The organism is Pseudomonas sp. 313, assembly GCF_000316965.1.
In the GTDB taxonomy this organism is placed as follows: domain Bacteria; phylum Pseudomonadota; class Gammaproteobacteria; order Pseudomonadales; family Pseudomonadaceae; genus Chryseomonas; species Chryseomonas benzopyrenica.
Genome location: NZ_ANBZ01000077.1, coordinates 18,875 through 33,046, shown reverse-complemented (window position 1 = coordinate 33,046; position 14,172 = coordinate 18,875). Strand labels below are relative to the sequence as shown.

Annotated in this window: 15 protein-coding genes and 1 tRNA gene; 6 read left to right on the top strand and 10 right to left on the bottom strand. The window is 65.9% G+C overall.

All coding sequences use genetic code 11. The annotated features are described in order from the left end of the window. Window positions 1-102: 102 nt before the first annotated feature. A complete protein-coding gene (locus C722_RS26285; RefSeq protein WP_157225850.1) occupies window positions 103-261 on the bottom strand; it encodes a hypothetical protein in 159 nt (52 codons plus the stop codon). A gap of 554 nt (window positions 262-815) precedes the next feature. Here C722_RS26285 and C722_RS0117850 point away from each other — a divergent pair. Then, window positions 816-1,628 (top strand): NYN domain-containing protein, encoded by an 813-nt coding sequence (locus C722_RS0117850; RefSeq protein ID WP_026083927.1) that lies wholly within the window; start codon window positions 816-818, stop codon window positions 1,626-1,628. 267 nt (window positions 1,629-1,895) lie between these two features. On the opposite strand, the gene C722_RS0117845 is transcribed toward C722_RS0117850, so the two are convergent. From C722_RS0117845 to mobA, 3 genes are all read right to left on the bottom strand, one after another. Next, window positions 1,896-1,972 (bottom strand) — tRNA-Pro (locus C722_RS0117845). A gap of 77 nt (window positions 1,973-2,049) precedes the next feature. Then, entirely contained in the window at window positions 2,050-2,271 is a 222-nt protein-coding gene (locus C722_RS0117840; protein ID WP_017641820.1) for a YgdI/YgdR family lipoprotein, read from the bottom strand. 246 nt (window positions 2,272-2,517) lie between these two features. Continuing rightward, the gene (gene mobA, locus C722_RS0117835; protein WP_017641819.1) at window positions 2,518-3,099 is read right to left on the bottom strand and encodes a molybdenum cofactor guanylyltransferase MobA; all 582 of its coding nucleotides are present in this window, start codon (window positions 3,097-3,099) and stop codon (window positions 2,518-2,520) included. Window positions 3,100-3,302: 203 nt separating this feature from the next. On the opposite strand from mobA, the gene C722_RS0117830 reads away from it, so the two are divergent. The 5 genes from C722_RS0117830 (at window position 3,303) to C722_RS0117810 (ending at window position 7,379) form a co-directional block, all read left to right on the top strand. Continuing rightward, entirely contained in the window at window positions 3,303-3,794 is a 492-nt protein-coding gene (locus C722_RS0117830; protein WP_017641818.1) for a hypothetical protein, read from the top strand. Between the two features lie 231 nt (window positions 3,795-4,025). Then, window positions 4,026-4,565: a molybdenum cofactor biosynthesis protein B gene (gene moaB, locus C722_RS0117825; RefSeq protein ID WP_017641817.1), complete on the top strand. Its 540-nt coding sequence runs from the start codon at window positions 4,026-4,028 to the stop codon at window positions 4,563-4,565. Further along, entirely contained in the window at window positions 4,562-5,758 is a 1,197-nt protein-coding gene (gene glp, locus C722_RS0117820; RefSeq protein ID WP_017641816.1) for a gephyrin-like molybdotransferase Glp, read from the top strand. The genes moaB and glp overlap by 4 nt, the downstream gene beginning before the upstream one ends. Before the next feature lie 126 nt (window positions 5,759-5,884). Continuing rightward, window positions 5,885-6,829, top strand: coding sequence for a lipid kinase YegS (yegS, locus tag C722_RS0117815; RefSeq protein ID WP_017641815.1), 945 nt, complete (start codon window positions 5,885-5,887; stop codon window positions 6,827-6,829). Between the two features lie 22 nt (window positions 6,830-6,851). After that, entirely contained in the window at window positions 6,852-7,379 is a 528-nt protein-coding gene (locus tag C722_RS0117810) for a sterol desaturase family protein (protein WP_017641814.1), read from the top strand. 39 nt (window positions 7,380-7,418) lie between these two features. Here C722_RS0117810 and C722_RS0117805 read toward each other — a convergent pair whose 3' ends face one another. The 6 genes from C722_RS0117805 to fni form a co-directional block, all read right to left on the bottom strand. After that, entirely contained in the window at window positions 7,419-7,952 is a 534-nt protein-coding gene (locus C722_RS0117805; protein WP_017641813.1) for a gluconate 2-dehydrogenase subunit 3 family protein, read from the bottom strand. 172 nt (window positions 7,953-8,124) lie between these two features. Further along, window positions 8,125-9,060 carry a phytoene/squalene synthase family protein gene (locus C722_RS0117800; RefSeq protein WP_017641812.1) on the bottom strand — a complete coding sequence of 312 codons (936 nt, stop codon included), beginning with the start codon at window positions 9,058-9,060 and terminating at the stop codon, window positions 8,125-8,127. Window positions 9,061-9,062: 2 nt separating this feature from the next. Then, window positions 9,063-10,559 (bottom strand): phytoene desaturase, encoded by a 1,497-nt coding sequence (locus C722_RS0117795; RefSeq protein WP_017641811.1) that lies wholly within the window; start codon window positions 10,557-10,559, stop codon window positions 9,063-9,065. After that, a complete protein-coding gene (crtY, locus tag C722_RS0117790) occupies window positions 10,556-11,749 on the bottom strand; it encodes a lycopene beta-cyclase CrtY (protein WP_017641810.1) in 1,194 nt (397 codons plus the stop codon). The genes C722_RS0117795 and crtY overlap by 4 nt, the downstream gene beginning before the upstream one ends. Then, on the bottom strand, window positions 11,712-13,007 hold the full coding sequence (locus C722_RS0117785; RefSeq protein WP_017641809.1) for a glycosyltransferase: 1,296 nt from the start codon (window positions 13,005-13,007) through the stop codon (window positions 11,712-11,714). The genes crtY and C722_RS0117785 overlap by 38 nt, the downstream gene beginning before the upstream one ends. Next, the gene (fni, locus tag C722_RS0117780; RefSeq protein ID WP_017641808.1) at window positions 13,007-14,056 is read right to left on the bottom strand and encodes a type 2 isopentenyl-diphosphate Delta-isomerase; all 1,050 of its coding nucleotides are present in this window, start codon (window positions 14,054-14,056) and stop codon (window positions 13,007-13,009) included. Before fni ends, C722_RS0117785 begins: the two co-directional genes overlap by 1 nt. Window positions 14,057-14,172: the final 116 nt, after the last annotated feature.

Here is a 14,172-nt window from a genome sequence, read left to right as displayed (position 1 = left end):
ATCTTCCAAGTCTGGGTGGTTTGGACGCCTCTACTATCTGTGTCGGCTTTAATTTGTTTAGGATATTGAAGTAATTGATTCTGTGCTTTTTGATGTCTATATCTAATATTTTTCTTTTCTATCGGAAAGTTTTTCCTTGATCCGATCGCTCAGTCTTCCTGGACGTTTAAGATTTTTATAGGCTATCCATAGAGAAAATAGGTAAGCGTCCGACTCTCCTTTGATAGCTCTTTTTGCGAAATCTTGAAGATGGATCAGCATTTTTCGTCCTTGAATTCTGGCAGTAGGGTCAGCGGAACGTGTACCCCCGCTAGTGCAGGGATTTGCAGGGTTTTTTGATAGGCGTTGTTGAGCTTGTCGGCCGTTACTGGCGCGGCTTGAGGTCGGATACAGGGGTGCAGAAAAACCCACACATTTAGCCCGCAGGTGTGGCGGGGGGACAACGGCGCGCGCCGGGTGCAGCCCCGTGCTGCGCGGCCCCTAGTAGGCTGAGACCGGGATCAGCTTGTCGGCGTGGCGTGGGCGATTACCTGAGGCCTTTCGCCGGCCAGGAGGAGCGGGCTGATGCGCTTCGAGCATGCCTGCCAACTCTCCGTCGCGATCAACTGTACTGCGCTTGGATGCGTGGGCCCATAGTGACTGGCGAGAGGTCAGCTGCGGCAATGCTGCCGCTTGGGTTGGCCGTGTCGATATGGTTGGCGCTGCTGATCAAGCTGCGTTTCGTTGACTTGCTCACGTCACCCCGCGCATCGTTGGTTTATGGGACTGGCTTGAATAAAGCCTTTCAAGCAGTGGATCACTCGATAGGAGCAGGGATGGGAGCTTTCACTCCGGCTGGAGAAACGCGTGTAGCGGTACTCGTAGATTGCGACAACGTATCGCCCGAGATTCTGGAGCACGCGTTGCGCGTTGTGGCGCAGTTCGGACGTGTCGTTCTGAGAAGGGGGTATGGTAATCACGGCACCTTGGCCAATAAGTGGCAGGAGGCCCTGGTCCGATTGGCCTTTACGCCATGCCTGCAGTACCAATATGCAGCGGGTAAGAATACCTCTGATATCGCCTTGGCTCTCGATGCAATGGAGGCGCTCTTTGATCACCGTGCGGATACGTTCTGCCTGGTGACCAGCGACTCCGATTTTGCCTACCTGTGCCGCAAGCTCAGAGAGCGCGGCGCTACCGTCTGCATAGTCGGTGAACCCAAGACTCCAGACGCACTACGTAATGCCAGCGACCAGTTCTTTGAGTGGCGCCGCGAGGAGCACCTAAAGGAGCCTGCTTCGGAGCATGCCGACAAGCCAGCGGCCAAAGCCGAAACAAATTCCAAGCAGGAAATCACTAAGCCCGAACCCACTAAGCCAGTCGTCAAACGGCGACCAAGATTTGTGGTGGACGCCGTCTCTCTGCTTGCAGGTGGAACCAGCGAAGGCAAGGTTACCCTGAGCGCCCTTGGGCAGTACCTCAAGCGTACCGATCCCGCATTCTCACCAAACGCTTACGGTCATTCTGGTCTTCTCGACATGATCAGAACCTACGACCTGCTGCGCCTGATCCAAGAGAACGGCGGGCACTGGACGGTGGGGCTTGCAGACAAGGAAGAAGAGTCGGCCGAGCACGCAGCGCACGTGTGAAAGGACGTGGCAAAACGGGACTGAGCCTCCTGGGGCTCATGTAACGGGGCGGCTCGTCGTTGGCCCAGATAGCGCCAGGCATTGCGCGGCTGGCCTTGCTGTTCGATCAGTGCCTGGGCCTCGGCCCGCTGGCAATTCAGCCTGAGGGGATTCGCTGCTCGGCCTGTTCATTCGTCGGCCGCCACCGCAGGTAAAGCAAATAACCAAACCCCAGAAACAACAAAGCCCGCACTAGGCGGGCCTTGGGGTGATCCTGGCGGATCAGATTGGTCGGAGCGACTGGATTCGAACCAGCGACCTTCTCGTCCCGAACGAGACGCGCTACCAAGCTGCGCTACGCTCCGTAATGGATGGCGCGCATTCTACCTAAAACTCATGCAAGCACAAGGGGTTAGGTAAAAAAAATCGCGCCGGGCAGTAATCAGAGCTCCTTGATGGTGCGAACCTGATCCTTGTTGATGCGGGTCGGCTTGCCGTCGAGCTGCTTGAAGGTATAGAAGCCAGAGTCGTCATCGTACTTCGGCGTGTCGGTGGCCTGGATCTCGCGGCCATCGTTGAGGGTGATGACGCTGGGCGTGGAGCAGCCGGCGAGCAGGGCGCTGGCGACGACCAACAGGACGGCGGGGAACAGGTGCTTGTTCATGTGACGGTCTCCTTTCTTGGCAACCAAGCGGCCTTAGGACCGCTGGCGCGGGGTCAAGTTCGTCCGGGAACCGGTGAGTCACACCCTCTGGCTCGATGGGTCGCTAGGTTCTGTACGAAAAGTGCCTGCGCTCGGTGATGCTTCGTTGAAAAAGGCTTCGGAATGCTCATTTACCGCTCGTAAACTCCGCTTCCTCAGCCTTTTTCGCCTCGCCTGACCTTCGCTCGTCGACTTTTCGTACAGAACCTAGGGTCGGATCGCGCTTTCCAGGGCTGTGGGATCGTTGAAGTTGGCCAGGCGGATATCGTCTTCGGCGAAATCCACCGCGGTCAGGCCCAGCGGCAGCAGGGCGCCTCGCGGACTGCGCTCGCCGCCTGCCCAGGCCTGGCGCAGCGCCGGCAGCAGGCGCCGGGGCAGGGCGCTGAACAGCGGTTGCCAGTAGCCACCCTGGCGCGCCATCACCGGGCCGTCGCTCGCCTGGGCCGCGGTCAGCAGTTGCCGGGCGAGGGCGGTATCGATACGGGGCGCATCGCAGGGCAGCAGCAGCACCCAGTCATGCCGCGCCACGGCGAGGCCGGCGAGGATGCCGGCCAGGGGGCCGGGAAAGTCCGGCTGGTCATCGGCCACCAGCTGGTCGGCCCATTGGGCATAGCGCAGCGCGTTGCGGTTGCAGGAGATCACCAGGTCATCGGTCAGTGTTCGCACCGCCGCCTGCACCTGGGCCACCAGTGGCTGGCCCTGCCATTCCACCAGGCCCTTGTCGCGCCCGCCCATGCGTTGGCCGCGCCCGCCGGCAAGGATCAGGATGGAAGCGGGCAGGAGAGACATGCAGAAGACCTCAGGTGTCAGGACGTGGGAAGCGGGCGCCCATCCTAGCCCGGTTTCCGCCCTGGCTGCCGGCTCTGGCGGGGTTTGTTCGGGTAGGCGCCCTGGACTAGACTCGGGCGTGTCCTGCAAAGGGGCGTACTAGACACCTTTGACCCCCTCCGCCTGGTGGAGGGGAGTCCCTGCCCAGAAGGAGTTTGGAAACGATGAAGACGATGCTGCTTTCCGCCCTGGCCCTGGCGGCCTTGCCCGCCTTTGGCGCAGGCGGTGGCGAACCGCCCTCGATCAAGGTCACCTTCGGCAAGCCGACCATCCGGCAGAAGCTGTTCTACGAAAAGCTCTACGAGAAGAAGCCCTATCCCGACGCCACCCTCTATTACTACAGCAATGGCGTCTACAAGATCATCTCGCCGGGCGAGGAGCACTATGGCGTCTACGTGGTGCATGGCCAACTGACCGACGATAAGTACCAGGTGGATTTCATCTCGCTGCCGTCTGCGGACTGGGGTGGCAAGACGGCCCGGCACTTCCTCACCTTCGATCGCAAGGCCGGCACCTTCACCCAGCAGGCGACCTGGGAAGAGGACCCGGATATCGCGCCGCAATATGGTCGCTTCAGCCAGGACGCCAACGACATCGCCGATCCGCGACCCATCAAGTGGGACAGCCATGCCGAGGGCGAACAGCGCCAGCGCTAGCCATGGCCGGTCGCGCCCCTGCGGGTTGAAGGGGCGTCGGCTTTTCCTCTAGGCTGTCGCTATGCAGCCCGCGCGGATGTCTTCCCTGACCCTGGTGGCCGACAGCGAGCCTCCCTGCCGGAGCGCTCGCCTCCTGGCCACCCCTGGTCACCTCACCCACGGGAAACCCGCTGCCCGTCCAGCGGTCTTCCGCTGCACCCTTTCTTTCGCACTCTTCGGAAACCCAAGCAGATGAGCCATAAAGCCGAGGCGGTTTTCGTACCGCTGAACGTTGCCGTCCTCACGGTCAGTGACACCCGCACCTTCGAGACCGATACCTCGGGTCAGCTGTTCGTCGACCGCCTGCAGGCCGCCGGCCACTTCCTCGCCGACCGCGTGCTGCTCAAGGATGACCTCTACCGGATCCGCGCCCAGGTCGCCCACTGGATCGCCGAAGACCAGGTGCAGGTGGTGCTCATCACCGGTGGCACCGGCTTCACCGGTCGCGACAGCACCCCGGAAGCCGTGGCCTGCCTGCTAGACAAGCAGGTGGACGGCTTCGGCGAGCTGTTCCGCCAGATCTCCGTGGCCGACATCGGCACCTCCACCGTGCAGTCCCGTGCCCTGGCCGGTCTGGCCAACGGCACCCTGGTCTGCTGCCTGCCCGGTTCGACCAATGCCTGCCGCACCGCCTGGGACGGCATCCTCGCCGAGCAGCTGGACAACCGTCATCGCCCCTGCAATTTCGTGCCGCATCTGAAGCAGGCCGAACCCTGCGGGCCGCGCGGATGAGCCTGCTATCGCTGGAAGAGGCCCTGGCGCGGTTGCTGGCCATGGCCGCCGAAGACGGTCCCTTGCCCCAGGAGCGCGTCGCCCTGGAAGACGCCGACGGGCGCATCCTGGCCGCTCCGCTGATCGCCGACCTGGACCTGCCGCCCTGGGACAACAGTGCCATGGACGGCTATGCCTTGCGCCTGGATGACTGGCAGGGCGAGCCGCTGCGGGTTTCCCAGCGTATCTTCGCCGGCCAGGCACCGGCGCCGCTGGAGCCAGGCACCTGTGCGCGCATCTTTACCGGCGCGCCGGTGCCGGCGGGTGCCGACTGCGTGGAAATGCAGGAGAACACCGAGGTGCTGGACGACGGTCGGGTCCGTTTCGTCGAGCAACTGCGAGCGGGGCGCAACATCCGCCGCCGCGGCAACGAGGTCAAGGTGGGGGACGAGGTCCTGTCAGCCGGCACGGCCCTGGGCCCGGTCGAACTGGGCGTCGCGGCCTCCCTCGGGCGTGCCCGGCTGGACGTCTTTCGCCGCCCCAAGGTCGCGGTCCTGTCCACCGGCGATGAACTCGTGGCGCCCGGGCAGCCCCTGGGACCGGGGCAGATCTACAACAGCAATCGTGCCCTGCTCATCAGCTGGCTGCGGCGGCTGGGCTGCGAGGTTTCGGACCAGGGCATCCTGCCGGACGACCTCGCCGAGACCCGCCAGCGGCTCGGCGCGCTGCAGGCCGATCTGATCCTGTCCACCGGCGGTGTCTCGGTGGGGGAGGCCGACTATCTGGGCCAGGCACTGCGCGAAGAGGGCGAGCTGACCCTGTGGAAGCTGGCGCTCAAGCCGGGCAAGCCGCTGACCTGTGGGCGTTTCCGCGGTATCCCGCTGATCGGCCTGCCGGGCAATCCCGCCTCGACCCTGGTGACCTTCGGCCTGCTGGCGCGGCCCTATCTGCTGCGCCGGGCCGGCAAGATCGACGTGGCGCCGCTGAGCGTCGAGGTACCGGCGGGTTTCGACTGGCCGCGAGCCGGGGCGCGCCGTGAATACCAGCGCGCGCGCCTGGAGAATGGCCGGGCGGTGCCCCATCGCAACCAGGGCTCCAATGTGCTGCAAACCGCGGCCTGGGCCCATGGTCTGGTGGAGATCCGCGAGGACCGCACCTTCGCCGTCGGTGACTTGGTGCGCTTCATTCCCCTCGCGGAATTGCTCAAGGCCTAGCCAACCGATCGTCAGGACTGAACGTGGCCGTTGGGCCACAGTCCTAGTCTCCAGAATCGCACGCCGGGCTCTGCCCGGTACCTGACGCGGCATCTCGCCGCACAGCGCCAACCTTGGACGACAGACATGACGACGACAGGCACCCTGGCTGACGCAGCCCTGGTCATTCTCAATGGCAAGGAAACCGGTAATGAGGACGTTCGAGAGGCCATTCTCGAACGGCGTGCCGCCGGTCATCGCATCGATGTGCGGGTAACCTGGGAAGAAGACGATGCGGCGCGCTTCGTCGAGCAGGCGACCCGAGAGGGCTATGGCATCCTGGTCGCGGCCGGTGGCGACGGCACCCTGCGCGCCGTGGCCGAAGCCATGGCCCAGAACCACAGCCAGGCGCGCCTCGGTCTGCTGCCGCTGGGCACCGCCAACGACTTCGCCCGCGCAGCGGGGGTGCCGGTAGAACCCGCGGCGGCCCTGGCGCTGCTGGACGGCCCGACCAGCGCCATCGACCTGGTCGCGGCGGATGGTCAACTGTTCCTCAACATGGCCACCGGTGGCTTCGGCTCCCAGGTCACCGCCAACACCCCGGGTGAACTCAAGCGCCTGCTGGGCGGGGCGGCCTATCTGCTCACCGGCCTGACCCGCTTCGCCGAGGTGCATTCGGCCCACGGCCATTTCCGCGGGCCGGGTTTCGAGTGGGAGGGTGAATTCCTCGCCCTGGGCATCGGCAATGGTCGTCAGGCGGGCGGTGGCCATGTGCTCTGTCCCACCGCCGTGGTCAACGATGGTCTGCTCGACGTAGGCATCCTGCCGGCGTCCCAGGACGTGCTCGGTACCCTTGGCGAATTCCTCAGCAAGGGCTTCAGCACCGAAGAGATGTTTATCCGCGCACGCCTGCCCTGGGTTGAGCTGGAAGCCGCCGAAGGTCTGGACATGAACCTCGATGGCGAACCGGTCAAGCGCGACCGGGTGAGATTCGAGGTGCGTCCGGGTATCCTGCAGGTCTATCTACCAGTGGATTCGCCCCTGCTGGGCGAGACCGCCGGCTCGCTGGCCGAGCCGGTCGCGACGTCCTGAGCAGGTGGGTGCGGAGGTAACGTTGGAGCTACTGATCAATGCGGGAATCGTGCTGGCCACGGTGGCTGGCATGGAAGCCTTCGCCTGGTGGTCGCACAAGTACATCATGCACGGCTGGGGGTGGGGCTGGCATGAATCCCACCACCGCCCACGCACGGGCTGGTTCGAAAAGAACGATCTCTATGCGGTTGTTTTCGCCGGCCTCGCCATCCTGCTGATCGCCCTGGGCAATGCCGGTTACTGGCGCCTGCAGTGGATAGGGGCCGGCATGACCCTCTACGGACTGCTGTATTTCATCGCCCACGATGGGCTGGTGCACCAGCGTTGGCCGTTCCGCTACGTGCCGCGCACTGGCTATCTGAAGCGGCTCTATCAGGCGCACCGCATGCACCATGCGGTGGACGGCAAGGACGGCTGCGTGTCCTTCGGCTTCCTGTTGGCGCCAACCACCCAGCAGCTCAAACAGCAGTTGCGTGAGATACACGGCGGCGCCCTGGATTCCTCGCGTGAGCGCAAGGCCCGGGATCAGGTGCAGGAAGGCGTGGACTAGGCGGGAGCGGAAGCGCCTCCTGGGAGGCGCTAACCGGGGTCAGGCGACGGCTGGGGTGTCGTCGTAAGCGGCGAACAGCGAATGGGCGTACTGGCTGCGCTCGCTCTCGTTGCGCAGCAGATCAATGAATTCCTTGGCCGGCGGATTCAGGGTCCCCGCTTCGGCGGCGGTGACCACCTGAGCCTGCTCGCCAGCCGCCAGGTCGGCGAAACCGGCACCCAGTCGCTCGGTGCAATAGCTATCCACCACGGCCAGACCGTCACGCAGCAGGTCGCGCAGATTGGCGCCCTGCTGGACCTGCGCCTGTTCGTCGAAGGGATCGACGATGTTGGAGCGGTCGCCATGGGCGTAGGGGGTGAGCATGTGGCGATCGATGAATTCGGGCAGGCGGGCATCGGCCTGCTGGCTGTCGGCCTGCAGATGAGCGCACAGGGCGACCAGGGTACGCCACTGGGTGGCGTTGAAGAATTCTGGCTTGTAACCGGACTGCGCGTTAGCGGAAAGGCCAAGGGCAAGTAGTGACGAGGAGGCAGCGAAGCGATCGTGTGAAACAGCCGTTTCCGTCTTGTGCATGTGCAAATCCCATACTCGTAGGCTGACTACCGGATGCAGCGCTCTGGCTCAGGCATCCATCCATCCGCGGCCCGCGGGGGGTCGCTTTAATCCGACCCGTTTATCGCATAAAAGTTTGCTGTTGGGCATCCCTGAGATGCACGCAAATGTGACCGAAGCGTAATCGCTGGCGTCAGCGGCGCGGTCGGGTCCAGAGCATGGCTGGGCGCGGCTCGTCGCGCTGGTGCCGGGAGAGCATGGCGCGGGCGGCGCCGCGGCAGACCAGGCGCAGCTTGTCGGCGGTGCTGGTGCTGACGCGTTGGTCCCAGGCATGGGCGCCCAGGTGCAGCACCTGCACGCCGATCTCGCGATAGACGCCACGGGCGGTGGCGATGGCCCAAGCCGAGCGCAGGGGCAGGGCGGCGAGGCCCTGGCGCGCCGAATCGTAGTAGGGCTCGGCCAGACGTACCAGCCGCTCGGCCAATTGGGCGACCGCTGCGCGATGGCGGGGGTCGGCCAGCTCTTCGGCCGGCACGCCGAGCTCGTCGAGCCACAACCGTGGCAGGTAGATGCGGCCGATGCGAGCGTCCTCGACGATGTCGCGGGCGATGTTGGTGAGCTGGAAGGCCATGCCCAGGTCACAGGCGCGATCCAGGGTCTCCTCGTCTTCGGCGCCCATGATGCGCGCCATCATCACCCCGACCACGCCGGCGACGTGGTAGCAGTACTCCAGGGTGTCTTCCAGCTCCACATAGACGCGCTCCTCGACGTCCATGCGAAAACCGGCCAGATGGTCCAGCGGCAGGGCCAGGGGGATGCTGTGGCGCTTGACCACCCGCTGGAAGGCGGCGAAGGCTGGATCCTGCAGGGGCTCATCGCCATAGGCGGCGCGGGTCAGCCGTTCCAGCTCGGCCAGGCGTTCCCGACCGCCACGGCGGTCGCCCTCGACCTGGCCATGGCCCAGTTCCTGGCCGTCGATGACATCGTCGCAATGGCGGCACCAGGCATAGAGCAGTACCGCGCTCTCGCGGGTCTCGGGTGCGAACAGCTTGGCGGCCGCGGCAAAGCTCTTGGAGCCGACGGCGATGCTCTGCTCGGCGTGGTCGACGACGTCATGGGTGGCAGTCATGGCTAACCGTGCTCCTCGAGGATGACGCTGGCGGTGGCCTTGGCCGAGCCCACCACGCCCGGAACGCCGGCGCCGGGATGGGTACCCGCGCCGACCAGGTAGAGGTTGGGAATGACCTTATCGCGATTGTGCGGGCGGAACCAGGCGCTCTGGGTGAGGATGGGCTCCAGGGAGAAGGCCGAGCCGACGTGGGCATTGAGCTCCTGGCGGAAGTCGGCTGGGGTGAAGATGCGCGAGGTGACCAGATTGGCTCGCAGGCCGGGCATGTAGCGCTCTTCCAGATAGGCGAGGATCTTGTCGCGTAGGCGTGGGCCTTCCACGCTCCAGTCGACGTCGGCATTGCCCAGGTGCGGCACGGGCGCCAGCACGTAGTGGGCGCTCTGGCCGGGTGGCGCCAGCGAGGGGTCGGTGACGCAGGGCGAATGCAGGTAGAGCGAGAAATCGTCCGGGACGCCCGGGCCCTTGAACAATTCGTCGATCAGACCGCGATAGCGCTGGCCGAAGCACACCATGTGGTGTTCGAGGCCCACCGGCGGCTGGTTCAGGCCGAAGTGGATGACGAACAGCGACATGCTGTGTCTCTTGCGCTTGAGGCGGTTGCTCTCGACCACGCCATGGGTGTGGTGACCGAGCAGCTTGCGATAGGTGTGCACCACGTCGGCGTTGGAGGCCACCAGGTCGGCCGGGATCTGGCTGCCATCGGCCAGGCAGACGCCGGTGGCGCGATTGCCTTCGGTGAGGATGCGTTCCACCGGCGCATTCAGCCGCAGCTCGCCACCGAGGTCGCTAAAGAGTTTCAGCAGACCCAGGACCAACTGATGGGTACCGCCCTTGGCGAACCAGACGCCCCACTTGCGCTCCAGTGCATGGATCAGCGCATAGATCGAGGAGGTGGCGAAGGGATTGCCGCCTACCAGCAGGGTGTGAAAGGACAGCGCCTGGCGCAGCTTCTCGCTCTTCACGAAGCGCGACACCTGGGTGTAGACGCTGCGCCAGGCGGTGAGCTGGGCCAGCTTGGGGCCAGCGGCGAGCATGTCGCCGACCTTGAGGAAGGGCTTGGCGCCGAGACGGAGGTAGCCCTCTTCGAACACCGCCTGGGAATAGGCCAGAAAGCGCTGGTAGCCGGCCACGTCGTCCGGTTCCAGGGCACGGATCTGCTCGTCCAGACGGGCCTGGTCGTTGACGTAGTCGAAGCGGGTGCCGTCTTCCCAGCACAGTTGGTAGAAGGGGCTGACCGGGAGGAGCTCCACATAGTCGCTCATCCGCCGGCCGCTCAGGGCGAACAGCTCTTCCAGCGCCGACGGATCGGTAATGACGGTGGGGCCGGCATCGAAGGTGAAGCCGGCGTCTTCATAGACATAGGCACGACCGCCGGGCTTGTCGCGACCCTCGATGAGAGTGGTGGCGATGCCGGCCGACTGCAGGCGGATCGCCAGGGCGATACCGCCAAAGCCGGCGCCGATGACGATGGCCCGTTTGGGCCCGTTACCTTGGGTCATGGTGCTTCCTTGAACTGAGGGGGACGCGCCAACGCGGCATCCAGGGCCGGTTTCAGCGGTACCGGCGGTTTGCCGGAGAGAATGCGCAGGCGATCGAAGGCGGTGAGGCGGCCGGCGTAGAACCGCTGGATCAGTGGTTCGCCGAGGCCGTAGAACCTTTGCATGACGCGTACCCGGTGTTCGGGGCGGCCAGCGAGAAAGAGCATGCGATTGAGCAGGCGGAAGAAGCCCTGCTGCCGCCAGCGCCCCTGGGCATACTGCCGCAGGGTGTCGCGCAGCACGGCACTGGAGGTGAAGGGCTGGGCGGCCAGGTGCTCCGCCAGACGCACCGCCTCCGGCAGCGAGTAACCAGTGGTGGGGTGGAACAGGCCCGCGGCTAGGCCGATGGGCGCCCCGGCGCCGATGTTGTCCCAGTAGCGGTCGAGATCGCCGCCCAGGGTGATGGGCAGCACGCCCTGTTCCTCGCGTAGCACCTCGGCGATTTCCCAGTCCTGTTGGCGGGCGTAGTCGGCCAAATGCTGGCGCAGACGTTCGACCGGCAGGCTTTCGCCGTCGGCGTAGTAGGTGTCTTCGATCAGCAGCCGATCCGGGGCCAGCGGTAGGCTGTAGACGAAGCGGTAACCGTCCAACTGATCGACGGTGGCGTCCATCACGATGGGTTCGGTGAGGCCATGGGGGCGGGTGAGGCGGACCTCCTGGCCGAGGAATTTCTGATAGCCCAGCCAGAGCGCCGGATCGGGTCGCGGCCCCCGGGCGTCGATCACCGCGCCGGCGGCCAGGGTGTAGCCATCGGCGAAGACCACGCCGTCGTCCTGTAGGCGCAGCACCTGGCGACCCAGCAGCAGGCGCTCGGCGGGCAGGCGCGCGCTCAGTACCTCATGGAAGCGCTCGGCGCTGATGCTGGCGTAGCCGCTGCCGAGCTGCCGCTGCCGCTCGGGGAAGCGCACCTCGTAGCCCGGCCAGCGATGGGCGACCAGGGGCTCGATCCAGGCATGCTGCGGCACCGTGAGATCCGGTTCGTGGAAGGACCAGGTATGGTTGCCGCCCAGGCGTGGGCTGGCTTCCACCAGGCGCCAATCCAGTTCTGGCCGCGTCTCCGCCAGGCGCAGGGCGAGCAGGCCACCGGCCAGGCCGCCGCCGACGATCAGCAGATCAGGACGCACGGTCGAGCCCTCTTCGGGCCAGGCCATCCACCAGGCGGGCGGCAGCCGCGACGCCACCGGCCGCCTGGGTAATGGGCACGAAGCGTTCGGCTGCCTGGCGATAGCCGGGATCGGCCAGCACCGCGCCAAGGGCCTGGGTAAGGCGTGCCTTGCTGGCCAGGCGCGGCGCCAGGCAGATGCCGGCGCCGACCCGCTCCAACCGCCGGGCGATGCCGGGCTGGTCGAAGACCATGGGCAGGGCAAGCATGGGTTTGCCGGCCGCCAGGGCGTCCAGCACGGTATTGAAGCCGCCATGGGTGATGACCGCATCGGCGCGGGCGATGGCCGCTTCCTGGGGCGCGAAGTCGGTCACCCAGGTGGCGCCATCGTCCAGCAGACGCCGCTCGGCGCTGGGGTCCAGCCGCCCGCAGTGAGCGATCAGCACCTGGACGCCGAGTTGGCGACAGGCCTGGGCGATGCGGCGGAACAGCGGTAGCCGGCCACCCTGCAGGGTGCCGAAGGAGGCGAAGACGAAGGGCCGGCGTGGATCAATCTCCAGTTCCAGCCGTTGCTCACGCACCGCCGGCGAGCGCAGCGGCCCGACTTCGTGGAAGTGCGGTGGTGGTGCGCGGCGCGGAAAGTCGAAGCCCGGCAGGCATTGGCTCAACTGCAGATACGGTGAGAAGCAGTCGTCGAGGGTGCGCCGGTCGCCAAGGCCGAAGGCCTGAGCCTGGCGCTGGATGACCTCGCCCTGGCTACGCATCATCAGGTCGAACACCTGGGTGGCGCCCTGGACGATCTGCCGCTCCCGCTCGGTGCCGGGATAGGCGAAGGGCAGGGTGGGCAGCGGCAGATGGGGCTCGCGATTCATCGGCACGGCGCAGGCCAGCGAGGCATAGGGCAGGCCCAGGTGGTCGCCGAGCAGGCCACCGGCCGGCTCCATCTGGTCGGCGATAAGGCAGTCGACACCCAGGTCGCGCAGGACGGTCGGGCCTTCGCGGCAGAACAATTCGGTATTGCGTGCCATGTCGGCGATCACCCCGAACACCGACCAGGGCTTGCTGCTGGCGGTACGGGCGAGCAAGGGGCCCAGGCTGCCACGTGGATGGCTGGTCGCGCCTATGGCCTGAAACTGGATACCCGCTGGGAGCGTCCGATCGCCCACCTCCTCCTGGTGCAACAGGGTGACCCGGTGGCCGAGGGCGACCAGCGCCTCGCCCAGCACCAGATGGGTGGACAAATGGCTCGGCAGCGGCGGCGAGATCAGGGCGACATGCATGGCGGCGTCCGGTCGGGTGTCGGCCACTATGGGCACCGCAGCGGCGTGGCGTCCAGCAACTCGGCCTGGCGCAAGCTGGCCAGATCGGCTGAGCCGGTGCAGAAGCAGGCGATGCGCAGCTGTTCGATCACCACCTGGAAATGCGCGATCACCGCCTCGGTGGATTCCGTGGCGCCGGGCAGGGCCGCGGCGGCCTGGCCGGCCAGGTCCGCGCCGAGGCGGATGGCCTTGGCGGCGTCGATGCCGTCGCGGATGCCGCCCGAGGCGATCACCGTCGCCTGCGGGCAGGCCGCGCGCACCTGGCGCAGGCTCTCGGCGGTGGGAATGCCCCAGTCGGCGAAGGCGCGGGCGATGGCACGCTGCTGCTCGTCACGGGCGCGTTCGGCTTCGACCGCGGCCCAACTGGTGCCACCGGCCCCGGCGACGTCGAGCACCGCCACGCCTGCTTCCAGCAATTGCCGGGCGACCCGGCCCGAAAGGCCGGCCCCGACTTCCTTGACGACGACCGGCACGGCCAGATGTGTAACCAGGTTTTCCAGCGCGCCGAGGATGCCATGCCAGGTCCGATCGCCACCGGCCTGCACGGCTTCCTGCAAGGGATTGAGATGCACGATCAGGGCGTCTGCCTCGATCATCTCCACAGCGCGGCGTGCCTCGTCGAGGCCATAACCGGCCACCAACTGGGCGGCACCGAAGTTGGCCAGCAGGGGTACGTCCGGCGCCAGGCGCCGCAATTCGCCGGTCAGGCCCTGGTCGCCACCCTGCTGCAGGGCGATCCGCTGGGAGCCGACCGCCAGGGCGATACCCAGGGTCTGGGCCGCTTCGGCGAGATGGCGATTGATCAGCGCGGCCCGCTCTGGCCCGCCGGTCATGGAGCTGATCAGCAGGGGCGCGGCCAGGGGGCGATCGAACAGCCGAGTACCCAGGTCGATCTCGTCCAGATTCAGTTCGGGCAGGGCGCAGTGCGTGAAGCGATAGGCGTCGAAGCCCGTGGTGACGGCGCTGCGGGCCTTGTGGGGATCCAGCACGATGTCCAGATGATCGTTCTTGCGGCTTGCCAGTTCCCAATCCACCATGTCTTCTAGAGTCCGCCCTGAATGACCTTTCGTCGGTCGTTGTGGTCTGGTAGGGGACGACGGGTTCGCTTTGCGAAGACCTAATCCACCGAGGTGCGACCGTTCGTCGGTTCCAC

Coding starts and splice junctions, on each gene's coding strand:
- C722_RS0117800 (WP_017641812.1), bottom strand. CDS start 9,060: ATGACTGCCACCCATGACGTCGTCGACCACGCCGAGCAGAGCATCGCC.
- yegS (WP_017641815.1), top strand. CDS start 5,885: ATGACGACGACAGGCACCCTGGCTGACGCAGCCCTGGTCATTCTCAAT.
- C722_RS0117805 (WP_017641813.1), bottom strand. CDS start 7,952: ATGCACAAGACGGAAACGGCTGTTTCACACGATCGCTTCGCTGCCTCC.
- mobA (WP_017641819.1), bottom strand. CDS start 3,099: ATGTCTCTCCTGCCCGCTTCCATCCTGATCCTTGCCGGCGGGCGCGGC.
- C722_RS0117840 (WP_017641820.1), bottom strand. CDS start 2,271: ATGAACAAGCACCTGTTCCCCGCCGTCCTGTTGGTCGTCGCCAGCGCC.
- C722_RS0117795 (WP_017641811.1), bottom strand. CDS start 10,559: ATGACCCAAGGTAACGGGCCCAAACGGGCCATCGTCATCGGCGCCGGC.
- moaB (WP_017641817.1), top strand. CDS start 4,026: ATGAGCCATAAAGCCGAGGCGGTTTTCGTACCGCTGAACGTTGCCGTC.
- C722_RS0117850 (WP_026083927.1), top strand. CDS start 816: ATGGGAGCTTTCACTCCGGCTGGAGAAACGCGTGTAGCGGTACTCGTA.
- C722_RS26285 (WP_157225850.1), bottom strand. CDS start 261: ATGCTGATCCATCTTCAAGATTTCGCAAAAAGAGCTATCAAAGGAGAG.
- C722_RS0117830 (WP_017641818.1), top strand. CDS start 3,303: ATGAAGACGATGCTGCTTTCCGCCCTGGCCCTGGCGGCCTTGCCCGCC.
- glp (WP_017641816.1), top strand. CDS start 4,562: ATGAGCCTGCTATCGCTGGAAGAGGCCCTGGCGCGGTTGCTGGCCATG.
- fni (WP_017641808.1), bottom strand. CDS start 14,056: ATGGTGGATTGGGAACTGGCAAGCCGCAAGAACGATCATCTGGACATC.
- crtY (WP_017641810.1), bottom strand. CDS start 11,749: ATGGCCTGGCCCGAAGAGGGCTCGACCGTGCGTCCTGATCTGCTGATC.